Genomic DNA, 21,275 nt, shown 5'->3' on the forward strand with positions numbered 1-21,275 from the left:
TGCTGCAGAAGTACGACGAATAAAATGAAATTGACGTTCATTAATGCTATTTTTCTTTTTATCGGCATTTTTCACATTTATTTATGAACGTCCAAGACAGCAAAGGCGAGTCGCCTCTGCTGTTCTCGTCGCTCAAAGCGGTCCTTCCTTCACGGCCTCGCGATACACCTCGGCCACGCGCCGCGCAATCACCGAATTGTCGAAGTTGGCCATGGCGAAGTCACGGCAACGCCGCGCATCGGGCAACTTCAGCTTGCCGGAGAGCGCGTCGGTCAGACCCTCCGCGATGGCTTCGGGTCCCGTCGAACGCAAGATGAGATCGCGCGACAAGCCAGCCACGACTTCCGGCAGTCCACCAACGGGCGTAACGAGCACGGGCGTGCCCGCGGCAAGCGATTCGACCGTGATGAGGCCGAAGCCCTCGAGCGCGACGGTGGGCACGACGCTGATCGTCGCTGCCCGATAGAGCTCGGCTAAACGGTCATCAGGCACGAAGCCCAGCAGCTTGACGTCGTTGCCCAGGCCGTGTTCGTCGATCCGGGCTTGCAGCTCGCCCGAGAGCCGGCCCTTGCCGGCGATCAGCAGCATGGCGTCGGGCCCGCGCTGCGCCTTGATGCGCGCCATCGCATCGATGAGGTCTTCCAGGCCCATGCGGCGCACGAGTCGGCGCACCGCCACGACGATCGGCCGATCCTGGGGCAATTGCAATCGGGACCGCGCCCGCGAGCGCGAGATATCGATGTCGAAACGGGCCACATCGACACAGCCGGGCACCACACGCACGCGCTCGGGCGCCACGCCGTAGCGCGAGGTCAGAATCTGTCCGAATGCCTCGGACAGCACGATGAAGCGCGTCGAACGCGCATAGACGCTGCGCTCGAGCCAATGCTTCGCGCGCTGCCCCAGTGTGGCGGCACCTTCCACGCCGCTTTCGTCAGCCCACGGCCCCTGAAAATGCGAAACCCGCGCGATGTCGCGCGCCACATCGAGCCCAGGCCACGTATAAAGCGCGAAATGCGACGAGATGACATCGGGCCGCTCGACGCTGATCGCCTGTGCGAACGCCTTGCGCGCGGCCATCAGGCGCAACGGCAACGCGAGCGCGGCCGAGCCGAAACCGCGAATCGCGCCGTCGGTATCGTGCTCGACGCGCGGGGAGCCGGCCACCATTCCGCGCACCGAAACGCCCGCGCCCGGCAAGGCGTTCACGAGCGAGTAATACATCCGATCCAGCCCCCCTTCCCGCTCGGGAAACCAGTGCATGCCGATCTGCAACGACTTGATGGCACTTTGACTCATTTCGAATCGCCCCCTTCGCTCGGCACCCAACGCGCACCCGGATGCGCATCGTCGATACCGCGCCCGGCACCGTTGCCTGCCTCGCTAGCTTTCGCCCGCAATACGCGGCGATAAATATCCATATAACGCGCCCCCATGCGGGACCATCCGAAGTCCCGCGCCACGCGGCCCGCCGCCACGCCCATCGAACAGGCCAGACGCACATCGCCCGCGAGCCGGTCCACCGCTCGAGCGAGCGCCGCGCTGTCGTCCGGATCGTCGAGCACGATGCCGCACTCGGGCGTGATGATCTCGGCACCGCCCGCCGTGCGCGCGGTCACCACGGGCAAGCTGGCCGCCATCGCTTCGAGCAACGACAGGCTCATCGCCTCATAGCGCGACGGAAACACGTACGCATCGACGCAGCGCATGAGGCCGGGCACGTCCTCGACGAAATCGAGAAAGTGCACACGGTCGGCCACGCCGAGCGCGCGCGCTTCATCCGGATACGGACTGCCCTTCACGCGCCCCGCAACGACCACCTGAACGCGCTCGGGCAACTGCTCGAGCGCGCTCAGCACGGTGCCCAGGTTCTTGCGCGGCGTACGCAAATCGCCGGCGAACAGCAACAAAAACGCATCGTCCGGCAAACCGAAGCGTTGCCGTGAGCCCGAGGCATGCTCGAACGTTTCGTTGTCCACACCGTTATGGACGACCTCGATCTTCTCGTCGGCCACGCCCGCATTGCGCAGTTCGTCGGCAACTTTTTCGGAAACGGCGGCGACCACGCTCGAACGCCGGTACGCCCGCCGCTCGAGGTGCGCGTTCAAGCGGGTATAGATGGCTTGATAGGCCGAGCGCGGGCCGCCCACGAGCCGAAACGGATAATAAGGACTCTTCAGCCAACCGCTGTGCACGAAATGCGACGTGTTGACGTCCGCTTGCGCCCAGGTGATGAAGCCGTTCACATGCAGCACGTCGTATTCGTCGCGATGCGCATCGAGCCACTTGGCGCTTTTCAGCGCGAAGAGCTGGTGCCGCAGCAAGGCACCGGGCCAGATGCGGCCGATCTCGATCGGTATCCACCGCACGCGCGGATGTTCGAGCAGCGAAGGCGCCACGTGAGAGGCGACGAGGGTCACGGCGCATCCTTCGGCGAGCGCCGCGCGCGCCACTTCGTAATTGACGCGTCCCTGGCCGTCGTTATGACGGACGGAATGCGTGACGATTGCTAATCTCATGGCGTCAATGCCTCGCTGACGAAGGAGGGGGCAAACCGCATCCTCGCATGCTGACGCTGCATCTTTCGCCAGTGCGCAGCCGCGATCAGCGACGCCATGCTCGTATAGAGCAGCAAACCGCCGGTACTGACGAGAGAATTGGTGAACACGAGCATCGCGAACATCGAGCATGCAAGTGCAAGACAGGCGGCACCGAACTTGTCGTCCTTGAGCGCGAACGACGCCCGGACGGTACGCGCCAGCAACCAGCCGATGCCGGACAAGTAGAGCAGCGTGCCGGGCCAGCCGAGCACGAATGGAATGTTCATGACGCCGCTATCGAAATTGCCGTATTTGCCGAGTTGATTGTCGGACTGCGTGAGCTTCGTCGAAGTACCGGTCGCGCCAAGCCCCATCCCGGCGATATTCGTGAATGCCGTCTCGGCGAAAGTCGCATAGAACTGGTTACGCTCGGCATAGCTGTGGTCGTCGTGCAGATTCGTGATCGTCTCCAGCCGCGCCTGCAAGCGGTCGGCAACCGGACCGATCGCCAGCAGCGGCATGGACAGACCCGCCAGCACGGCCAATCCGAGGATCGTGCGAACGCGCGTCCGGTTGCTCGACTTGGCGAGCTGGATGATGAGTGCGATCACCCAGCCTCCCCACGTCGAACGCACGAGACACAAGCCGAAGGATGCGAAGCCCGCCGCGGCGGCAGCCCAGCGCAAGCGCTGCGTCGCCGCCGGTACGAGCACGAGCGCGCCCATCATCGCGAACGCGAAAGGCCCCGACGAGTTCATCGTGCTGAACACGCGCACGCCGTAGCGGACGGGATCGCCCTCCGAGTTCATCTGCGAGCCGATCATCCACATCGCATCCCACGGCGGCATCAGAAAGAACTGAACGATGCCGTAGACGCCCATGACGAGCATGCCCCAAACGAACGTCGAGACGATGACTTGCCGGTACTGCGGAAAATCGCGGGCGTTGGCGATGATGTGCATGCCGATCAGCACCGGATACATCCAGTTCGCGAGGTCGTACGTCGCCGCGAAAAACCCGACCGACGTCATACCGACGATGTACGCATAGCCGATGCCGAGCAAGATCAGCAGCATCGGCAAACCGCGCCAGCTTCCGAGCAGACGATAGCGCCGGATCAAGACGAAACCGGAGATCATCGTCACCGCGACGGGCGCAACCTGCACGATGCTCGTGGGGGTAAATGCGCCCTTGAAGTAATCGGCAAGCCGCCGCACCTCGGGGCTCAGAAACCACATCCACCAGACGAAGCCGACGTAGCGCGCCGGACTCTTGAAATACAGCCAGAGGCCGACCGCGGTCGAGAGCGCCGGAAAGGCAAGCGTGAGCAACGCGCCCTGGTGCGCCGCGCACAGCGCGAGCGTAGCCAGCACGAGCAGCGCCTGCGGCAGCCAGTGCTTGGCGTCCGTACTGACAAAGCGCCCCGATACGCCCGGCCGGGCAGTGGCCGCGGCAAACGTCACGGCGTCACCTTGCGCGCTTCGTGCGCGCCGAGGCGTGCCGCGCGCCAACGCTCGCGCACGGTCGCGCCGTTCTTCGAAACGAGTGCGAGCAACGGATGCACGAGACCCGGGTAGACGCGCGTGCCGACGAGCGTCCACCACCACCAGGCGAGCATGCGCTGCATCGGCGGCAAATACTCGCGCAATGTCAGATGCAGGTTGTACGCGGCGTTGCAAATCGAGATCGCCGATTGCGTATGGCGCTGATCCTCGCCGATGCGCGGCGCGGGGAAATGATCGACGGCGACTTGCGGGTCGTACATCACCTTCCATCCCGCCCGCTTCACGCGCATGCTGAACGCCATGTCGTTGTGCACCTGCGCGCCCGAGCCGCGCAAGCGCTCGTCGAAGCGAATGTCGTGAATCGCCGCGCGCCGGTAGCTCATATTGACGCCCTTGAGCAGATCGACTTCCCGCGCGCCGCCTACGCCGAGATGATGATTGCCGATGATTTTGCCGGTCAGCAAAATCCGGCCGACATCCTCGCGCCTGCCGTCGAGCAGGCGGCCGCGCTCGTGCACCCAGTCGCGCCCGCCGAGCGCCCCAAGCTTGGGCTCGGCGGCGAATGCGGCCTCGATGCGCTGCAACCAGTCCCGGTGCGGCGCGGCGTCGTCGTCGGTGATTGCGATGACGTCGCCCGCCGACTTCTCGAGACCGAGATTCAGCGCCGCGACGAGTCCCTTGGCTTCGACGATCACGCATTCGAGCGGGAGCGCGCCGGTCACCCCCGGCTCCGCCAGAACGGTATGCGTGACATAGTCGTCGGGTCTCACGACGACGACGACCTGATCGGCCGGCCGCACCTGTTGCTGCAGCGCCTTGAGACACCGCGCGAGATCGTCGGGCCGGCGATAAGAGGGAACGAGCACAGTCAGCTTCATGCGTTCAGATACTCCTGGACCGCCGCATAGCCCGCGCGCGAGAAGCTGCGCGAGCGAGGCGACACTGCGTTGAAGATACCGCCCTGAACCTGCACGCCGGCCGTCGCGAGCCGCTTGAGCGACGCCGCGATATCGGACTCGGCATGCACGCCCGAGCGCAATACGACAAAAGAGGCGCCGGCATGCGCGGCGATGATCGACGCATCGGTCACGGCCAGCAGCGGCGGGGTATCGATCAGCACGACGTCATAGCGTTTGCCCAATGCGTCGAGGTAGCTGTGCAGGTTCGACGACATCAGCAGCTCGGACGGATTGGTCGGCCGCGTGCCGCTCGGGATGAAATCGAGACCCGGCACGGGCGTCTTGCGCACCGCCTCTTCAACCGAAATCTGACCGGACAGCATTTCGGACAGTCCTGCCTGCAGGCCCCCGCCAAAATACTCGTGCAGCGTGCCGCGCCGCATGTCGGCATCGATTGCCAGCACGCGCTTGCCCGAATCGGCGAACAGCACGGCGAGATTGGCGGTCATGAACGTCTTGCCGATACCGGGCGAAGGCCCGGTGAGCAACAGCACGTTGTTCTTCGACTCGACGAGCGTGAACTGCATCGAGGTGCGCAGGCTGCGCAGACTTTCGATACAACTGTCGTTCGGTCTCGCGAGCGCGAGGATCGGCCGAGCACCCTTGCGATGACGCATATACGCGGCATCGAGCCGTTCGGCCTCGGTGCTCGACGGCACGAGCCCATACAACGGCAGACCGCAGGCGCGCTCCACGCGTTCGGGATCGTCGATCCCCTTGAGCAGATTGCGGCGCATGAAGACGACACCGGTACCGGCAATGAGGCCCAGCATCGTCGCGGCGGAAAGGATCAGCGCCTTCTTCGGCTTCGTGGGATCGCCCGGACGCAATGCGGCATCGATCAGATGGACGTTGCCGCCGGTACCGACTTTTTGAACTTGCAACTCCTGTACACGGTTGAGCAGCATCTCGTAGATGTCCTCCGCCACCTTCGCATTACGCTTCAACGTGACGCCCTTCACTTCCTTGGCAGGCAGATTGCGGAACCGCGAGGAGAAACTGTCGCGATCGGCCTTGAGCCGCTCGAGCTGCTGCTGCGCCGTGATGATGGCGGGATGGCTCGGGCCGTAGCGCTGATGGAGTTGATCCAGCTGCAATTGGAGCGCGGAAATCTGCTGCTCGTACTGGAGGCTGCCTTCGAGATAGCTCTTCGCCTCGTCACTCGGGTTGATCGAGCCCGATTGCGCTTGATAGGCGCTCAGTGCGGCCTCGGAACTTTCGAGATCCGCTTTCAGGCGCGGCGCTTCGCTTTCCAGAAAGTCCAGCATCTTCACCGCGTCGGCTTGCCGCGCGCTCGTGTATTCGTGCAGATACGACTGCGCCACGGCGTTGGCGAGCTGTGCCGCGCGCTCCGGGTTCTGGTTCTGCGTCGAGATCTGGATCACGCCGGTCTGCTTGCCCTGCTCCTGCACGTCGAGCGCCAGCTGAAAGCCGCTGATCGCATCGAGGTCGTTCGAGCGTACGACGGTAAAGCGCGTGCCGGGCAGCGCCACGAGCTGCTTGACGAGCATCGTCACACCGCCGCCCGAGGCCATGCGGCCCACTTCGCCATCGAGCAGCAGATTGCCCTGCTCGTCGCGCAGCGTGTAGTGATCGCCGCCCGTCACCGTCATCGTCAGTTTTTTGCCCTCGAGCGCGGGCGTGACTTGAAGCGAATCCACGTCCGCGATCTCGCCGCCCCAGGCATAGGAAGACAGGCCGAACCAGGGCTTGCCCGGCTCCCCGGGCGAAGCGAGACGCTCGGCAATTGCGCCGAGCACGGGAAACGTCTTCGGGGTCACCGAATAGTTGAGCTTGAACTGCTCGACCACCGGCGCGACCACGCCACGGCTTTTGATGATTTCGATCTCGGCGTCGGTCGGCAGCGATGTCGATGCGCCGCCGCCCGCGGCCCCGCCGTTCGAGCTCTGCGTGAGCCCCTGCGTGACGCTGCTCGGTGCCTCGACACGCACGTGCGCATCGGCCGAATAGATCGGTTTGGCGAGAAAACAGTAAAGCGCCGCCAAGCCGATGATGGTTGCGGCAACGCCGATCAGCCAGCCGATATCGTCGAGCACGACATGCAGCAGCTGCCCGAGCACAACATCGTCCTCGTCGGATTGAAAAGCCGTCGGTAGGGGCGGTGCGATCGATTGGGCCAGAATGCTTGAGCTCGTCTTCATAGCGTCACTTCGTCAGCTGCTTCGTGAAAAAGATCGTCTGGAGTGTCGGCAGGATTTGCTGCATCACGCGGTTGAACTGCACCGCGGCGGACGTGCCGACGTAGACGACATCGAAGGGTTGCAACGGGAACTGCGTCGACAGCAACAACGCATCGGGCTGCGTCATATCGAGCCGATAGATCTCGGGTGAGTTCGGATGCGCGCGCATGCCGCGGATCACATAGATCTGGCGCGGATTCGCGTCGGTATCGAGAATGCCGCCCGCCGTCGTCAGCGAATCGGCCACCGTCAGCGAGCCGCGGATCAACTGCACCGCGGTGGGCTGCTTCACTTCGCCCATCACGAAGACCCGGCTGTCGGTGCGATCGGGAATGTTGACGATATCGCCGTCCTGCAGCATGACGTTTTGCGAAATCTCGCCGCGGTCCAGCAGGCCGTTGGCATCGAGCGAGTATGACTTCCCGCCGCGCGTCAGGCGCACGCGCTGCAAGTCGGCGTTATCGGTCGCGCCGCCCGAGCGCGTGATCGCGTCGACGAGCGTGAGCGGCACGTCGGTAATGGCCAGCGGCCCCGGCGAATGCACGTCGCCCGTGACCTGCACGCGCTGCGAGCGGTAGGCAAGCACGCGCAGATCGAGCTGCGGATTATGGATATACGGCGCGAGCGCGGCGGAAAGGCGATCGCGCACTTGCTGTGGCGTTTGCCCGGCCACGTGAATGCGACCCACGAACGGGAAGAAGATCGAACCATCCGAGGCGACGGTCTGGCCGTAAGGGTCGGCCTGTCCTGGCAGCGCTGTCGTGTAAGGCTGAGCGAGTGCGCCCGCAACCGTCTGCGTCGTGTTGCCGCCCGAGGAGAACGACGTGCCTTGCGGCGTCGTCAGCTCGGGGTGATCCCAGACCGTAATGCCGAGAATGTCCTGCGGCCCGATGTGATAGCTGTACTGCTTGAGGCTCGGGAAGTGCGATTGGGGCAGCGGCCGCGGCGTGGCCTGCTGCGCCGCGACGAGCTCGGCAATCGTCTGCGCCGTGACACGGTGGACTTCGTATGTCGGTGCAGCGCCGGTGGGCTCCTCTTCGTGCAGGTGCGAGGTGTCGAGCGCGTTGCCCGGCGCGACGGCGCAGCCGGCGACGAGCGACGCGACAAGTGCAATGGCGGTCAGGGAAAGAAGGCTACGATTCATAGATGCGCGGGCTCAAGCTCAAGCGGAATAGGCGGCGACCGAGCCGCCGGGTCGTTTCGAACGCGCCGCTGCCGCTGTGGCATCGGGGCGTCCGATGGAGTGGTATTCGATGCCTGCTTCGGCCAGGGCGAGCGGGTCGTAAAGGTTGCGCCCGTCGAAGACGACGGCTTGCTTGAGCAGACGCTTGAATGCATCGAAGTCCGGGCTCTTGAATGCCTTCCACTCCGTCAGGACGACCAGCGCATCGGAGCCGCTTACCGCGGCCATCTGGTCGTCGACGAGCGACAGGCGGCCAAGCGCCCCGGCGTCGTCGCGCAGATCGGACGCGAACGCGCGCTTCGCTTCGGTCATCGCGACCGGATCGTAAGCCACGATGCGCGCACCGCGCGCGAGCAACGCCGCGATCAACACGCGGCTCGGCGCTTCGCGCATGTCGTCGGTCTCCGGCTTGAACGCGAGCCCCCACACACCGAATGTGTGACCGGTCAGGTCTTCCCCGAAACGAGCCACGATCTTGCGCGCGAGCACCTGCTTTTGCGCGGCATTGACGGCCGATACGGCTTGCAGGATCTGCAGCGACTGCCCGCTTTCGTGCGCCGTGCGAACGAGCGCGTGCACATCTTTCGGAAAACAGGAGCCGCCGTAGCCGCAGCCGGCATACAGGAAGTGATAGCCGATGCGCGGATCGGAACCGATGCCGCGGCGCACGGCATCGATGTCGGCGCCGACGCGCTCGGCGAGGTTGGCCAGCTCGTTCATGAACGAAATGCGCGTGGCCAGCATCGCATTGGCGGCGTACTTCGTGAACTCGGCGGAGCGCACGTCCATGCTGAGCGTGCGCTCGTGATTGCGGTTGAAAGGCGCATACAGGCGCTTCATCAACTCGCGCGCGCGTTCGCCGGGCATATCGTCATCGCAGCCGATGACGATGCGATCCGGCCGCGTAAAGTCCTCGATGGCCGCGCCTTCCTTGAGAAACTCGGGATTGGAGACCACCGAAAACAGCACGTCCTCGTTGCGCAGCTTCAGTTGCTCGGCGATCGTCTCGCGCACGCGCTCGGCCGTGCCCACGGGCACCGTCGATTTGTCGACGACGACGGTGAACCCCTTCATGTATCGGCCGATGTCGCGAGCGGCTGCGAGCACGTATTGCAGATCGGCCGAGCCGTCTTCGTCGCTCGGCGTGCCGACGGCGATGAAAATCGCGTCGCCGTGCTCGATCGCGGGACGCACCTCGGTCGTAAACGACAGCCTGCCCGCCGCGCGATTGCGCGCGACGACCTCGCGCAGGCCCGGCTCGTGAATCGGCATGCCGCCCGATTCGAGGACGTCGATACGGTTCTTGTCGACGTCGAAGCAGCAGACGTCGTTACCGATGTCGGCAAGACATGCGCCTGTCACAAGACCGACGTATCCGCAGCCGATGATGGTCACGTTCATGTTTCGATGGCCTCAAGAAAAAACGAAGAAAACGTTGGACGCCACGCCGCAACTCGGCATGGCCCGATTCGGATCAATATGCGTTGCTGCCGGCAAAACCCTTCCATAGCGTGAGCACCACGATCTTGATGTCGAACCAGAACGTCCAGTTCTGGATGTAGTACAGATCTAGCTTGACGCGCCCGCTCATCTTTTCGATGCGGTCCGTCTCGCCGCGAAAACCGTGAATCTGCGCCCAGCCCGTGATGCCGGGCTTGATGCGATACCGGAACATGTAACCGTTGACGAGATCCTTGTAGAGATCGTCGTGCTCGAGTGCATGAGGACGCGGACCGACCACGGACATCTCGCCCTTGAGCACGTTGATGAACTGGGGCAGCTCATCGAGGCTCGTACGCCGCAAGAAGCGCCCGACGCGCGTGATGCGCGGATCGTGCCGCGTCGCCTGCGTCACCTTGCCTTGCACCTCCTTGTGCACCTTCATCGTCCGGAACTTGTAGATCTCGAACGTATCGCCGTCGGCGCCTAAACGCCGCTGCCGAAAGAAGACCGGCCCCGGCGAGGACAGTTTCACGAACATCGCGATCACGAGCATGAGCGGCGCGAGAACGATCAGCGCAGCCAGCGCGAACATCCGGTCGAAGACGAGCTTCGGCCACGCACGCACATCGCCGAGCGGCGAGGCCGCCAGGTTGATGGCCGGCACGCCGAGCAAATCGACGACCTCCTGGTTCAGCAACGTGAGGCTGCTCACGTCGGGAATGAACCGGATGTTCACGAACTCGTGCTTCAACGCCGTGACGATTCGATGGATGGTCGGCTCCCGCGACATCGGCAACGCCAGCCAAAGCTCACGCACCTCTTTGCGCTTCACGAGCTCGATGAGCTCGTCGAAGTCGTACTTGAGCGGCACGCCGGCCATGGTGCGCCCGGCTTGCGCGCGATGCAGCTCATCGGGCTCGTCGTCGAAAACGCAAACGGGTGCGAAACCCGCCTCGGGCCGGGCCTTCATACGCTCGATGAGAAACGTCGCGTAAGGCCCCTTGCCGACGATCGCAACGGACTTCAGGTTGAACCCCTGCCGGCGCAGACGCTTCAGCGTCGTATAAACCAGCGCTTTCATCGCCAACAGCAAAGCGACCGTCGTGCATGCCCAAAAGGCAAGCCACGAACGCGACAGCGCGTCCACACGATGCACGCTGAAGCTCATCAGCACGCCGGTCGCTTCCACGATCAGCCACGCGAGCGCCGTGCGCCACAACAGATCGTTGAGCGGCTTGCCGCGCCACGAACGATAAATTCCGAGCGCCGGAAACAAGACGACGACGAGCATGTCGTCGAACGCCATGGCGATGCTCTGCGTGTCGCTGAGCCACACCGGGTGCCCTGCATGCAGCGCGGCGGCGGCGAACGCGCCCAGGCTCGCCAACGCCACATCGATCATCCGGGAGAGAAGGCCCAGCATCGCAACACCTCGATTTCAGCCGTGTATTCATGGGCATCCATCAAGCGCTATCAAAAAGAACTGGGCAAGCAGACGAATATTCAAAAATATTTCAGAGGGGTTTTCCGGATTATTTTTTGATTTTTTTATTGATCGCACTGCGGCAGTCGTCATATTTCGATGGCCAACCGCCCTGCGACGCCGTCAGAACGTGCGCCTCCCTCCCTTTTTATCACCGGCTACCGCTCGTTTTCCGCCGACCCGCCGGCCCACGCCCGCGTTTTATTGTCGATTTCTTGCTGCCACACTTGACTCATCGAATTCACCTCAAGTGGAGGCTCAAATGACCACGCCGATCGCCACCGTCGATGCAGATACAGCGGCCGCCCCGGTGATACGAGCTGTGCCGCCATCGCCGATGGCGCATACGCGGTTCAAGATTCAACCCGTCATTCTGGCCGGGGGCTCGGGCACCCGTTTGTGGCCCATGTCGCGCGAGCAATATCCCAAGCAATTGATCGAGCTGCTTGGAGACGAATCGCTGCTGCAATCGACGGCGCACCGCCTCGACGGCCTCGAATCGGACTTCGCCCTTTCCGATCGGATCATGGTCGTGTGCGGTGACGATCATCGCTTCACCACCGCCGATCAACTAAGCGCGCGCGGCGTCAATGCGCGTATCGTGCTCGAACCGCTCGGCCGCGACACCGCACCCGCACTGACCATCGCGGCACTCGATGCCCTCGCGCAAGCCGACGAAAATGCCGATGCGTTGATCGTCGCCATGCCGGCCGACCATGCCATTGCCGATCCCGAGAGCTTTCGCCGTGCCATCGCAAGCGCCGTGCGCTATGCGGCCAGGGGCATGGTTGCGACGCTCGGCATCGTGCCGACTGCCGCGGAGACCGGCTACGGCTACCTGCGACTCGGCGAGCCGATCGAAGACGACGCCGAGGCAAATACGCAAGGCCTTGCCGCGCGCACGCTCGCCCGCTTCGTCGAGAAGCCCGATCTCGAGCTCGCCGAACGGTACGTCGCCTCGGGCGAGTATTGGTGGAACAGCGGGATCTTCGTCGTGCGCGCCTCCACCTGGCTGCACGCACTGGCCCGGTTCGAGCCTGCCATCTACGAAGCGTGCGCGCATGCGCATGCGCGCGGCCGCCTGGACGGGGAGTTCTTCCGCCTCGATCGCGACGCGTTCGCCGCGTCGCCTTCCAATTCCATCGACTATGCCGTCATGGAGCGCCTCGCCGCCGACGCGACGTTGCCGCGCGGCGTAGCCGTGCCGCTTGCAGCCGGATGGTCGGACGTCGGCTCCTGGAGCGCACTCTGGCAGATCCTGCCCAAGGACGACAGCGGCAACGTGAGCCGCGGCCGCGTCCTTTTCGAAGACTCGCAAGAAACGCTCGCTCACTCCGAAGGCAGACTCGTCGCGTGCGTCGGCACGCGCGACCTCATCGTCGTCGAGACCGCGGATGCGGTGCTCGTCGCGGACAAATCGCATGTGCAGGACGTCAAAAAAGTCGTTTCGCGGCTTCGCGCCGAAAGCGGCACAGAAGCGTCCGTCCACCGCAAAGTGCATCGCCCCTGGGGTTACTACGATTCCATCGATGCGGGCGAACGCTTCCAGGTCAAGCGCATCGTCGTGAAGCCCGGCGCGCAACTGTCGCTGCAGATGCATCACCATCGCGCCGAGCACTGGATCGTCGTACGCGGGACCGCCCGCGTCACGCGCGACGGCGAATCGTTCCTGCTTTCGGAGAACGAATCGACGTATATCCCGCTCGGCACGACGCACCGCCTCGAAAATCCCGGGAAGGTACCGCTCGAGATCATCGAAGTACAATCGGGCGCTTACCTCGGCGAAGACGACATCGTCCGTTTCGACGATACGTACGGACGCCAATAACGTCACCCGCGGCGGGCGGCAAACCCGCACAAAAAGGCGGGCCAGCGATGGCCCGCTTTCCTTTTGACGGCCTCCTGACGGCTCCCACCGCGCTGCCTTCAGCCCGGCGCGTCCCGGGCTGCATTCGCTCGCACTTATCCCCGATAGTTGACGACAGGCGTCAGCAGGTCCAAATGCCCTTCAGGGTAAGGCAGCCAGTCGAGCGCGCGGCGCCCGACGGCCGAGTCGAGCCTGCGTGCAATGGATGGAGCGATGGCCGACAGCGGCGCGGGCAGAGGTCTTGCGGCGGCGTCCTTGGCTTCGCCACGCTGATCGGGATCGCCGCACGGTGAGGGATCGAGTGCATCCTCGCTCGATGCGGCCGCCTCGGCAGCGCTGGCCGCCACGGAGGCGCTCGATTGGCGATCGATCCAGTCGCGCGCCCATTCGAGCGCATGACGTTCCGCGCGCTCGTGATCCTCGAAGCGAGGGCCGATCAGCCCCGAGCGCTCGATCCGCTTGCCGTCCTTGGCGATTTCGGCCGAGGCACGATAGGCGGGCGGCGTTTGTCGCGTCACAGGCTGTGCCATCGCGCGGATGGTATAGCCGCAGTAGTCGTGCGTGCGCTCATGCACTTCGCTCGCGCTGAACGAGGGTAGGCCCAGCGACCTGCGCTCATGCATGGCACGCAAGGCATCGCCGGCTGTCTGCAAGGGCCGCGAAGCGGCGACCGGCAGATCGCCCGCGCGCTGCGTGCAACTGCCTGCGTTCTGCCACGATTCGGGGTTGGTCCAGAACACGCCGCGCAAGCGAGGCGACTCCTGCGCCGGCTCAGGCTTGGGCTCGGGCAAGACAGTCGCCTGCGGCTGCGGCACATAGGCGAATGCGCGCCCCCCTTCGGAGAGAATCGAGACCATCTCGAACAAAGTGCCGTCGGCGAGCCACTCATCGAAGCGGCGCCGGCACGTCGGCCCTGACGGATAGCGTGCCGGCAGCTTCGACCAGCGCTCCCCCGTCGTAAGAATCCACAATACCGCGTTCGCCACTACGCGGGTCTCGGCGCGAGGCCTGCCGCGTCGATGCGGGTGAACAGGTTCGTCGGCCGCCAGCGCGGAAATACGCGCCCACTCGTCGTCGTTCAACTCTTCAAAATACATATTCTTCTCCACGCAGCCTGGCCCGGCTGCGACGCTCGGCTCATGCGAACGATCATTCACAAGAGCCGCGGGTTGCACAAAATGATTGTTATTTTGGCTATAACGACCAAATCCGCACTGGTAAAGTGCGAATTTGCCCTCCGGTGAAGCGCAAGAGGGGGTCTCGCTCGTGCGTGGGAAAGGAGTGCAGAAAGCGTACCATCGATGCCTGCACCCTCACTTGAATGCAAAGCTGAATCGATGCTATTCCGGGTTTCGATGATCCATACCGGGCACGCTGCTGCCAGCCCGCAACTCATCAAAGAGTCGCTATCTTAGAATATTTTTGCGACTGCGCAAACGCATAATGCATGGCGATTACAAAAAAAACCAATTGTCGCATCTCATGCAATTTGCTTAGCCTCCATACGCAAATTCGTCATCTACCCAATCGGAATAAATTTCATCATTCGAGTCGGCATTATTTGCGGATTGCCGAGCAGACGTGGCCCGCGGCTGGCGCCGGCGAGCCGTCTTGATTCAGGTCAGATCGCCCGCCAGGGAAGCGGCGACGCGTGATTCGATGCGGGCAACAGGGCTGGGATACGCGGGATGGTCGCATCCGGCCGATAGTCCCGCACCGTTGCGCAGGCGCTCCTTCATCGATGCGGTGAACTCGAATCGCAGAAAATGGACCGCCGAGGTCTTTTCATCATTGGCTCGATCCATGTCTTCGTCCGCTATGGCATAGACGCGCGGTTCCCCGTCGACCTCCAGAAACACGTGTGTTTCGATGCCCATGAGCCGCTTCAACGCGGCCCGCCGCTCCACCTCGTTCTCGTATTCGATCTGCATTGTAGCTTTCAAATTACTTCCATCTGGAACAAGAGGTAAATAGGCTTCCAATTCCCCTCGAATTCCCTCCTCATCGAAAATCTTCTCGATGTGTAACATTTCATGAATCTGGTAGCGAATTGTTAATTCGTCCTCGAATATCAAGGTCAAATGATTGCCGATGCGAACCATTCGCTGCTTTTTATGTTCGATCACTTCGTCGCGCATCGACTTGCGTGCTTTTGCGTAGGCTTCGAGCGTCATCAGCGATTCTCTGGAAATAGTCATCGGCCAATTCCTTGCAAGAAAAGAAAGCACAGTCGTTTAAATGTCATATGCCTTACGCAGCAGCGTGAGCGGATGGGCCAGCGGCGCGCTGCCCAGTCCCGCCTCCTCGATGCCCTGCGCGATATGGTGCCCCGCCAGTTGGCAGTCCGAGGCAATGAAGGCCGGTTGAGGCTCCGCCATCGCCTTGAACACCGGGGCGCCGATTTTCATGGCCATGCGATGGAATTCCTTTTTGACGCCGAACGTGCCGGCATGCCCCGAGCAGCGTTCGACGATCTTGACCTCCGTGTCGGGCACGAGCGAGAGGGTGTCGTAAGTTTTACGTCCCAAGTTCTGTACGCGTCCGTGACAGGGCACGTGGTAGGAAATCTTACCGAGCGCGCGCTTGAAGTCGGTCTTCAGCAAACCGTCGCGGTGGCGCGACACGAAGTACTCGAATGGATCCCAAAATGCATCGCTGACCGCGCGAACGTCTTCGTCCTCCGGAAACATCAGCGGCAACTCGTGCTTGTACATGAGCACGCAGCTCGGAATCGCGGCCATGATGGCATAGCCGTCGCGCGCATATCGCGTGAGCACGGGAATGTTCTTCGCCTTCTTCGCGGCCACGCCTTCGAGGTTGCCTTGCTCCAGTAACGGCATGCCGCAGCACGCTTCGCTTGCCACCAGCACATAGGGAATGTCGTTGTGCGCAAGCAGCGCCAACAGATCGTGGCCGATCCCCGGCTCGTTGAAGTTCACATAGCAGGTTGCATAGATCGCCACCTTGCCGGGCGTGCGTTCTCCGTCACGCACCGCGGTGCTGGGCGAAGGCTTGGCCGCGCCGCGAAACTTGCGCGGGGCGAATTCAGGCAGCCAGGCGTTCTTGTCGACGCCGAGCGCTGATTCGAGCAGGCCGCGCGCGGGCTTCGACCGGTTCACGGCGTTCACTGTCTGGGTCACCACGGGAATACCCGCGAAGTGGCCGAGCGCGTCCGTGCTCGAGAGCACTTTGTCGCGCAACGGCACTTCTCCCTTTTTGAACTTGGCTGCTTTCGCACGCAGCATCAGATGCGGGAAATCCACGTTCCACGGATGGGGCGGCACGTACGGACACTTCGTCATGTAGCAGAGGTCGCACAGATAGCACTGATCGACCACTTTCGAGTAGGACTGACGATCGACGTCGTGGGCTTCGCCCGAGTCGGTTTCGTCCACGAGATCGAACAGCGTCGGAAAGGCGCCGCACAACGACACACAGCGGCGACATCCCGCGCAGATATCGAAAACCCGCGCCAACTCCTTGTCGATCGCATCCGGATCGTAGAACGCTTCCGATTGCCAATCGAGCGGGTGTCGAATCGGCGCCTCCAGACTGCCTTCTTTATGCGGCATGAGGGCATGCTCCCCAGTTCTGCTGACGGTCTCCGGCACACGCGCAGTGCAAGGCGCGACGTACCGGCTCGAGCCGCGCGCCGCCGGAGGCTTGTGCGCCGCGCCGCGGCGTTCGCGGCGCGCGCATCGCTGCGGCCCGGTTCAGTCGGTGAGCGCTTCGAGCGCCTTCGTGTAGCGATTGGCGTGGCTGCGTTCAGCCTTGGCCAGCGTTTCGAACCAATTGGCGATTTCGTCGAAGCCTTCGTCGCGGGCCATCTTCGCCATGCCCGGATACATGTCGGTGTACTCGTGGGTTTCGCCGGCAATCGCCGCTTGCAGGTTTTGCCGCGAAGTGCCGAACGGCAGGCCCGTGGCCGGATCGCCGACCGCCTCCAGGTATTCGAGGTGGCCGTGCGCGTGGCCCGTCTCGCCCTCCGCCGTCGAGCGGAACAGCGCAGCAACATCGTTTTGGCCTTCCACATCCGCTTTGGCCGCGAAATACAGATACCGGCGGTTCGCCTGCGACTCGCCCGCGAATGCGGCCTTCAGATTCTCTTCCGTTTTGGAGCCTTTCAACTGTCCCATCTGAATCTCCTGGTGGACCGGCAAACGCGGCGCAGCCGGGCGTTGCCGAAGTCTTGTACTGTAGGTAGGGAAACGGCGCGCACCACGACGCCCGCGAGCCGGACGCCGCTCTTTAAATCTAGGCGCTGGACGGGCCCATCCCCCAATTGGCATTTTCTATGCGGGCGATAGGCGTTGCCGCATCGCGGTCGTCAGCAAAGCGCGACCGCCGCGGCACGCGCGGCAACCGGCTCGGATCCAACCGGCGCTTCGTCTGGGGATTGCCCGATCGGCGGGCCTAATGGGTATCGGCCACCGTCTCCGGCGCCTGCGCCACCGCTTCCTTGAGCGCGTCGAGAAACGACGTGCGCCACCAATGCACGTCGTATTGACGGATCGTCGTCATCAGCGCCGAATGCCGCTCGATGCGCTCGCCGAGCGGCATCGTGAGCGCGCGTTCGATCGCCTGCGCGGTACCTTGCGAATCGTAGGGATTCACGAGCAGCGCCTCTTTCAGTTGCTCGGCCGCCCCGGCAAAGCGCGAAAGCACGAGCACGCCCGGGTCGGCGGGGTCTTGCGCGGCAAGGAACTCCTTCGCGACGAGATTCATGCCGTCGCGCAGCGGCGTGACGAGCGCCACGTGCGCGGCGCGATAAACGCCCGGCAGCCGCCTGCGCGCAACGTTGCGGTGAATGTAGCGCACCGGCATCCAATCGAGCTCGCCATAGTCGCCGTTGATGGCGCCGCACAGGCTGTCCATCTCGCGACGCAGGTGGTCATAGGCGCCGAGATCTTCGCGGCTCGGTGCGGCGATCTGAATCAGCGTCGCACGCTTACGGTTCTCCGGATAGTGCTCGAGAAGATAACGAAATGCCTGGATGCGTTGCGGCAACCCCTTCGAGTAGTCGAGACGGTCGACGCCGATCAGCAACTGGCGGCGCGAGTACTCCTCCCGCATGCGGGCGAACATATCGAGGCCTTCACGCGCATCCGCGAGCGATGCGAACTCGCCGACGTCCATGCCGATCGGGAATGCACCGACCCGCAACGTGCGATTGAAAGCGCGCAAATAGCCGTCGGGCCGCCACTTCGCGCCCGCTTCCGTTTCGGCATAACGCACGAGGTGCATCATGTCCGATTCCGTTTGCAGACCGACGAGATCGTAGGCGAACAGCGAGCGCATCAGCCATTCGTGCTCCGGAATGGCCGCCATGATGAGCGGCGGCGGCACGGGGATATGCAGGAAAAAGCCGATCGGATTCGTGCATCCCATTGCGCGTAACTCCGCGGCAAGCGGGATCAGGTGGTAATCGTGGACCCAGATGACGTCGCTCGGCTTGAGCAGCGGAAAGATGCGCTGAGCGAAGAGCTGATTGACGCGGCGATAGCCGGTTCCAAAGCGGACGTCGAACTGCGCGAGGTCGAGCCGGTTATGGAAGACCGGCCACAGCACGTTGTTCGAGTAGCCGAGGTAATACGTTTCGTAGTCCTGCTGACTGAGATCGACCGTTGCGAGCTGTACTTTGCCGACAGTCTGCGTATGCACGCCGCTGTGGCTGGCGACGCCCGGTGCATCGGTGAACGTCTTGCCGCTCCATCCGAACCACACGCCACCCGTTTGCTGCAAGCCGTCCTTGATCGCAACAGCAAGTCCGCCGGCCGCGGCCTTACGCGGATCCGCAACACGATTCGAAACTATGACTAGGCGACTCACTAAGGCTCCTTTGAAAAAGCGGGGAGTTGTTTTAGGTGAGCGGCTATGTTGTTGGTATTGCCGCGAGAGGTCTTCTGGTCGTAGTTATCGTTATTCGTTTTGTTGTGCTGGCGATGGCTGCCGATGCGCGCTAAATCCGCATCACCCGCCGCGTAACCAGCCGCACACCCGCCGCGTACATTGAGGTGCCTGGCGGCATGCGCATCCAGCTTTATCTCGAAATTAAGCATGTAATGCTAACACATGCACCTGGCGGGAGCCATCCTTGCGGCGAATCGCAGTTTGCGCCCCTCGTCATGCCTCGGCGCGATTGGCCGTAACGAAGCTTGCGCAACATGGAACCAGAACGAGCAATCCAACCAACCACCAGAACGCGCTCGGCAGTCCGATGCTCTTCGCGATGAAGCCCATGCCGGCGGGGCCGGCAAGAATGCCGGCGTAGCCCGTGGTCGTGATCGCGGCAACAGCCAACGCCGTCGGCATCGAGCGCTGCGAGCCCGCTCGGCGAAACAACACCGGAACGATGTTCGAGGCACCGAGCCCGATCAGTAAAAAGCCGCCCATCGCCACCACCGCGATCGGAGCCGTCAACAAAACAGCAAACCCGGCAATCGCGAGCAATCCTCCCCAGAACATCGTCGATCGATCGCCGACGCGTGCGGTGACGGCATCGCCGCCGAAACGTCCGGCCGTCATCGCGATGGAGAACAGCATGTAGCCCAGCCCGCCCTGCGCTGCGCTGACGAGCCCCTTGCTCGTGATCAGCAGGGCGCTCCAATCGAGCAGTGCGCCTTCGGCAAGGAACGTCACAGCGGCGAGCGCGGCGAGCAGCAGCACGATACCGCGCGGCATGGCGAAGAGCGGTCCCTCGGCGCTCGGAGCGGCATTCAGCAGTCTGGGCCTGGCAAGAAGGACGGCACCCAGCATCGCTGCCGAGCACAGCAGCGTACTGGCGAGCGCACCGAGGCGAATCGACAGCAAGAACGTCATGACCATCGAGCCCGCGAATCCACCTACGCTGAACAGCGCGTGAAACCCCGACATCAATGGCCGGGCCGCCGCACGCTCGACTTCCACGGCATGAATGTTCATCGCGACATCCAACGAGCCGAGGGAGGCACCGAACGCGAATAGGGCGATGCCAAGCGCAAGCGGCGTGTTGACGAGCGTCAGGACCGGCAAGAGCAGAACCAGCCCGATTCCCCCCGCGACGATCACCGGCCGGCTGCCGTACCGCGCGCTGATCGCACCTGTGGCAATCATCGCGACGACCGATCCCAAGCCGATACACAGCAACAACACGCCGAGCACGGCGTCGTCGACGCCCAGCCTCAGCTTCGCAAACGGCACGAGCGGCGCCCAGCACGCTACGCCGAAGCCGGCCACAAAAAACGCAAGGCGCGTGGCGAGCCGGGTGGCGGGCCGGTCCGACGAGATGTCTTCGATTTTCAAAGCGGGCCCTCGGTGCATGCGTGGCCGAGTACGGGCGCTGCCGCCGCGACGATGGAGGCGCCCGCCTCCGCCAACGCCAAGCGATGCGTGCGGGGCAATTCGTGCTCGACGATGAAACAGTCGATTTCCTCGATTGCCGCGACCCGGTATGGCGAGCGGGTGTCGAGTTTCTCGTTCGTTGAAAGGACTGCGCTGTGTTCGCTTACCGCAAGGACAGCGCGCTTGAATGCGGCATCGGCCATGTCGAATACGCTGATGCCGCCCTTCGGGGAGACCGCGCAGGCCCCGAGAAAACAGCGGTCGATATTCATGCGGGCGACGCTTTGCAACGCGCTTGCATCGACACATCCGCCCACGACCGGATCGACCGTTCCGCCGATCATCACGAGCTGCAAATCGGATCGCCGCAGCGCGGCAGCGGCGATATCGATGGAATTCGTTGCGACAGTGAGCCCGAAGTCTTCGGGCAGGTAGCCGACCAGTGCGAGATTGGTGCTGCTGCTGTCGAGGAACAGGAACTCCCCTCTTTGAATCGACGGTACCGCGGCCCGCGCCAATGCCTGCTTGCGCTCGCTCGCCTCATCGATGCGCGCGGCCATTGGCCGGGACGCCGGCGTGACCGGCAACGCGCCGCCATAGACGCGGCGGCAAAGGCCTTGCGCCGCAAGCGCCCGCAGGTCGCGGCGTATGGCATCTTCGGAAACGCCGAATTCGGCTGCCAGTACGGCGGCGACGACGGACTGGCCATCGGCCAGCCGGCCGGCAATCGAATCGCGGCGCGCGAGTGGGAGTTCTTCGTTCATGCGCGAAATC

General features: G+C 63.4%; 17 protein-coding genes. 1 reads left to right on the forward strand and 16 read right to left on the reverse strand.

All coding sequences use genetic code 11. The features are described 5' to 3' along the window. Positions 1-132: 132 nt before the first annotated feature. The 8 genes from ACO1XS_RS10940 to ACO1XS_RS10975 form a co-directional block, all read right to left on the reverse strand. Positions 133-1,299, reverse strand: a complete 1,167-nt coding sequence (locus ACO1XS_RS10940; protein ID WP_331570246.1) for a glycosyltransferase family 4 protein — start codon at positions 1,297-1,299, stop codon at positions 133-135. Continuing rightward, a complete protein-coding gene (locus tag ACO1XS_RS10945; RefSeq protein WP_486390677.1) occupies positions 1,296-2,519 on the reverse strand; it encodes a glycosyltransferase family 4 protein in 1,224 nt (407 codons plus the stop codon). Before ACO1XS_RS10945 ends, ACO1XS_RS10940 begins: the two co-directional genes overlap by 4 nt. Beyond that, on the reverse strand, positions 2,516-4,003 hold the full coding sequence (locus tag ACO1XS_RS10950; RefSeq protein WP_486390678.1) for an O-antigen ligase family protein: 1,488 nt from the start codon (positions 4,001-4,003) through the stop codon (positions 2,516-2,518). Before ACO1XS_RS10950 ends, ACO1XS_RS10945 begins: the two co-directional genes overlap by 4 nt. Next, positions 4,000-4,923 (reverse strand): glycosyltransferase family 2 protein, encoded by a 924-nt coding sequence (locus tag ACO1XS_RS10955; RefSeq protein WP_331570240.1) that lies wholly within the window; start codon positions 4,921-4,923, stop codon positions 4,000-4,002. Before ACO1XS_RS10955 ends, ACO1XS_RS10950 begins: the two co-directional genes overlap by 4 nt. Continuing rightward, on the reverse strand, positions 4,920-7,166 hold the full coding sequence (locus ACO1XS_RS10960) for a polysaccharide biosynthesis tyrosine autokinase (protein WP_331570238.1): 2,247 nt from the start codon (positions 7,164-7,166) through the stop codon (positions 4,920-4,922). The genes ACO1XS_RS10955 and ACO1XS_RS10960 overlap by 4 nt, the downstream gene beginning before the upstream one ends. 4 nt (positions 7,167-7,170) lie before the next feature. Then, the gene (locus ACO1XS_RS10965) at positions 7,171-8,349 is read right to left on the reverse strand and encodes a polysaccharide biosynthesis/export family protein (protein ID WP_481579548.1); all 1,179 of its coding nucleotides are present in this window, start codon (positions 8,347-8,349) and stop codon (positions 7,171-7,173) included. Between the two features lie 18 nt (positions 8,350-8,367). Beyond that, positions 8,368-9,789 (reverse strand): UDP-glucose dehydrogenase family protein, encoded by a 1,422-nt coding sequence (locus ACO1XS_RS10970; protein ID WP_486390679.1) that lies wholly within the window; start codon positions 9,787-9,789, stop codon positions 8,368-8,370. A 73-nt stretch (positions 9,790-9,862) separates the two neighbouring features. Continuing rightward, complete coding sequence (locus ACO1XS_RS10975; RefSeq protein ID WP_440563524.1) at positions 9,863-11,254, reverse strand: undecaprenyl-phosphate glucose phosphotransferase; 1,392 nt, start codon at positions 11,252-11,254, stop codon at positions 9,863-9,865. Positions 11,255-11,576: 322 nt separating this feature from the next. On the opposite strand from ACO1XS_RS10975, the gene ACO1XS_RS10980 reads away from it, so the two are divergent. Continuing rightward, a complete protein-coding gene (locus tag ACO1XS_RS10980) occupies positions 11,577-13,142 on the forward strand; it encodes a mannose-1-phosphate guanylyltransferase/mannose-6-phosphate isomerase (RefSeq protein WP_414720253.1) in 1,566 nt (521 codons plus the stop codon). A gap of 134 nt (positions 13,143-13,276) precedes the next feature. Here the strand turns inward: ACO1XS_RS10980 and ACO1XS_RS10985 are convergent, their stop codons facing one another. The 8 genes from ACO1XS_RS10985 to ACO1XS_RS11020 form a co-directional block, all read right to left on the reverse strand. Then, positions 13,277-14,278 carry a DUF6566 family protein gene (locus ACO1XS_RS10985; RefSeq protein ID WP_486390680.1) on the reverse strand — a complete coding sequence of 334 codons (1,002 nt, stop codon included), beginning with the start codon at positions 14,276-14,278 and terminating at the stop codon, positions 13,277-13,279. Positions 14,279-14,797: 519 nt separating this feature from the next. Continuing rightward, on the reverse strand, positions 14,798-15,379 hold the full coding sequence (locus tag ACO1XS_RS10990) for a DUF3501 family protein (protein ID WP_486390681.1): 582 nt from the start codon (positions 15,377-15,379) through the stop codon (positions 14,798-14,800). Positions 15,380-15,415: 36 nt separating this feature from the next. After that, a complete protein-coding gene (locus ACO1XS_RS10995) occupies positions 15,416-16,753 on the reverse strand; it encodes a heterodisulfide reductase-related iron-sulfur binding cluster (RefSeq protein ID WP_331571112.1) in 1,338 nt (445 codons plus the stop codon). A 141-nt stretch (positions 16,754-16,894) separates the two neighbouring features. Continuing rightward, a complete protein-coding gene (locus tag ACO1XS_RS11000; RefSeq protein WP_331571110.1) occupies positions 16,895-17,317 on the reverse strand; it encodes a rubrerythrin family protein in 423 nt (140 codons plus the stop codon). Between the two features lie 277 nt (positions 17,318-17,594). Continuing rightward, positions 17,595-19,010 (reverse strand): alpha,alpha-trehalose-phosphate synthase (UDP-forming), encoded by a 1,416-nt coding sequence (otsA, locus tag ACO1XS_RS11005; RefSeq protein WP_481579556.1) that lies wholly within the window; start codon positions 19,008-19,010, stop codon positions 17,595-17,597. Continuing rightward, on the reverse strand, positions 19,010-19,240 hold the full coding sequence (locus ACO1XS_RS11010) for a hypothetical protein (protein WP_331571106.1): 231 nt from the start codon (positions 19,238-19,240) through the stop codon (positions 19,010-19,012). Before ACO1XS_RS11010 ends, otsA begins: the two co-directional genes overlap by 1 nt. Before the next feature lie 64 nt (positions 19,241-19,304). Continuing rightward, complete coding sequence (locus ACO1XS_RS11015; protein WP_486390701.1) at positions 19,305-20,447, reverse strand: MFS transporter; 1,143 nt, start codon at positions 20,445-20,447, stop codon at positions 19,305-19,307. 11 nt (positions 20,448-20,458) lie between these two features. Next, a complete protein-coding gene (locus ACO1XS_RS11020; RefSeq protein ID WP_331571104.1) occupies positions 20,459-21,265 on the reverse strand; it encodes a DeoR/GlpR family DNA-binding transcription regulator in 807 nt (268 codons plus the stop codon). Between the last annotated feature and the right edge of the window lie 10 nt (positions 21,266-21,275).

It is taken from the genome of Trinickia sp., assembly GCF_057351765.1.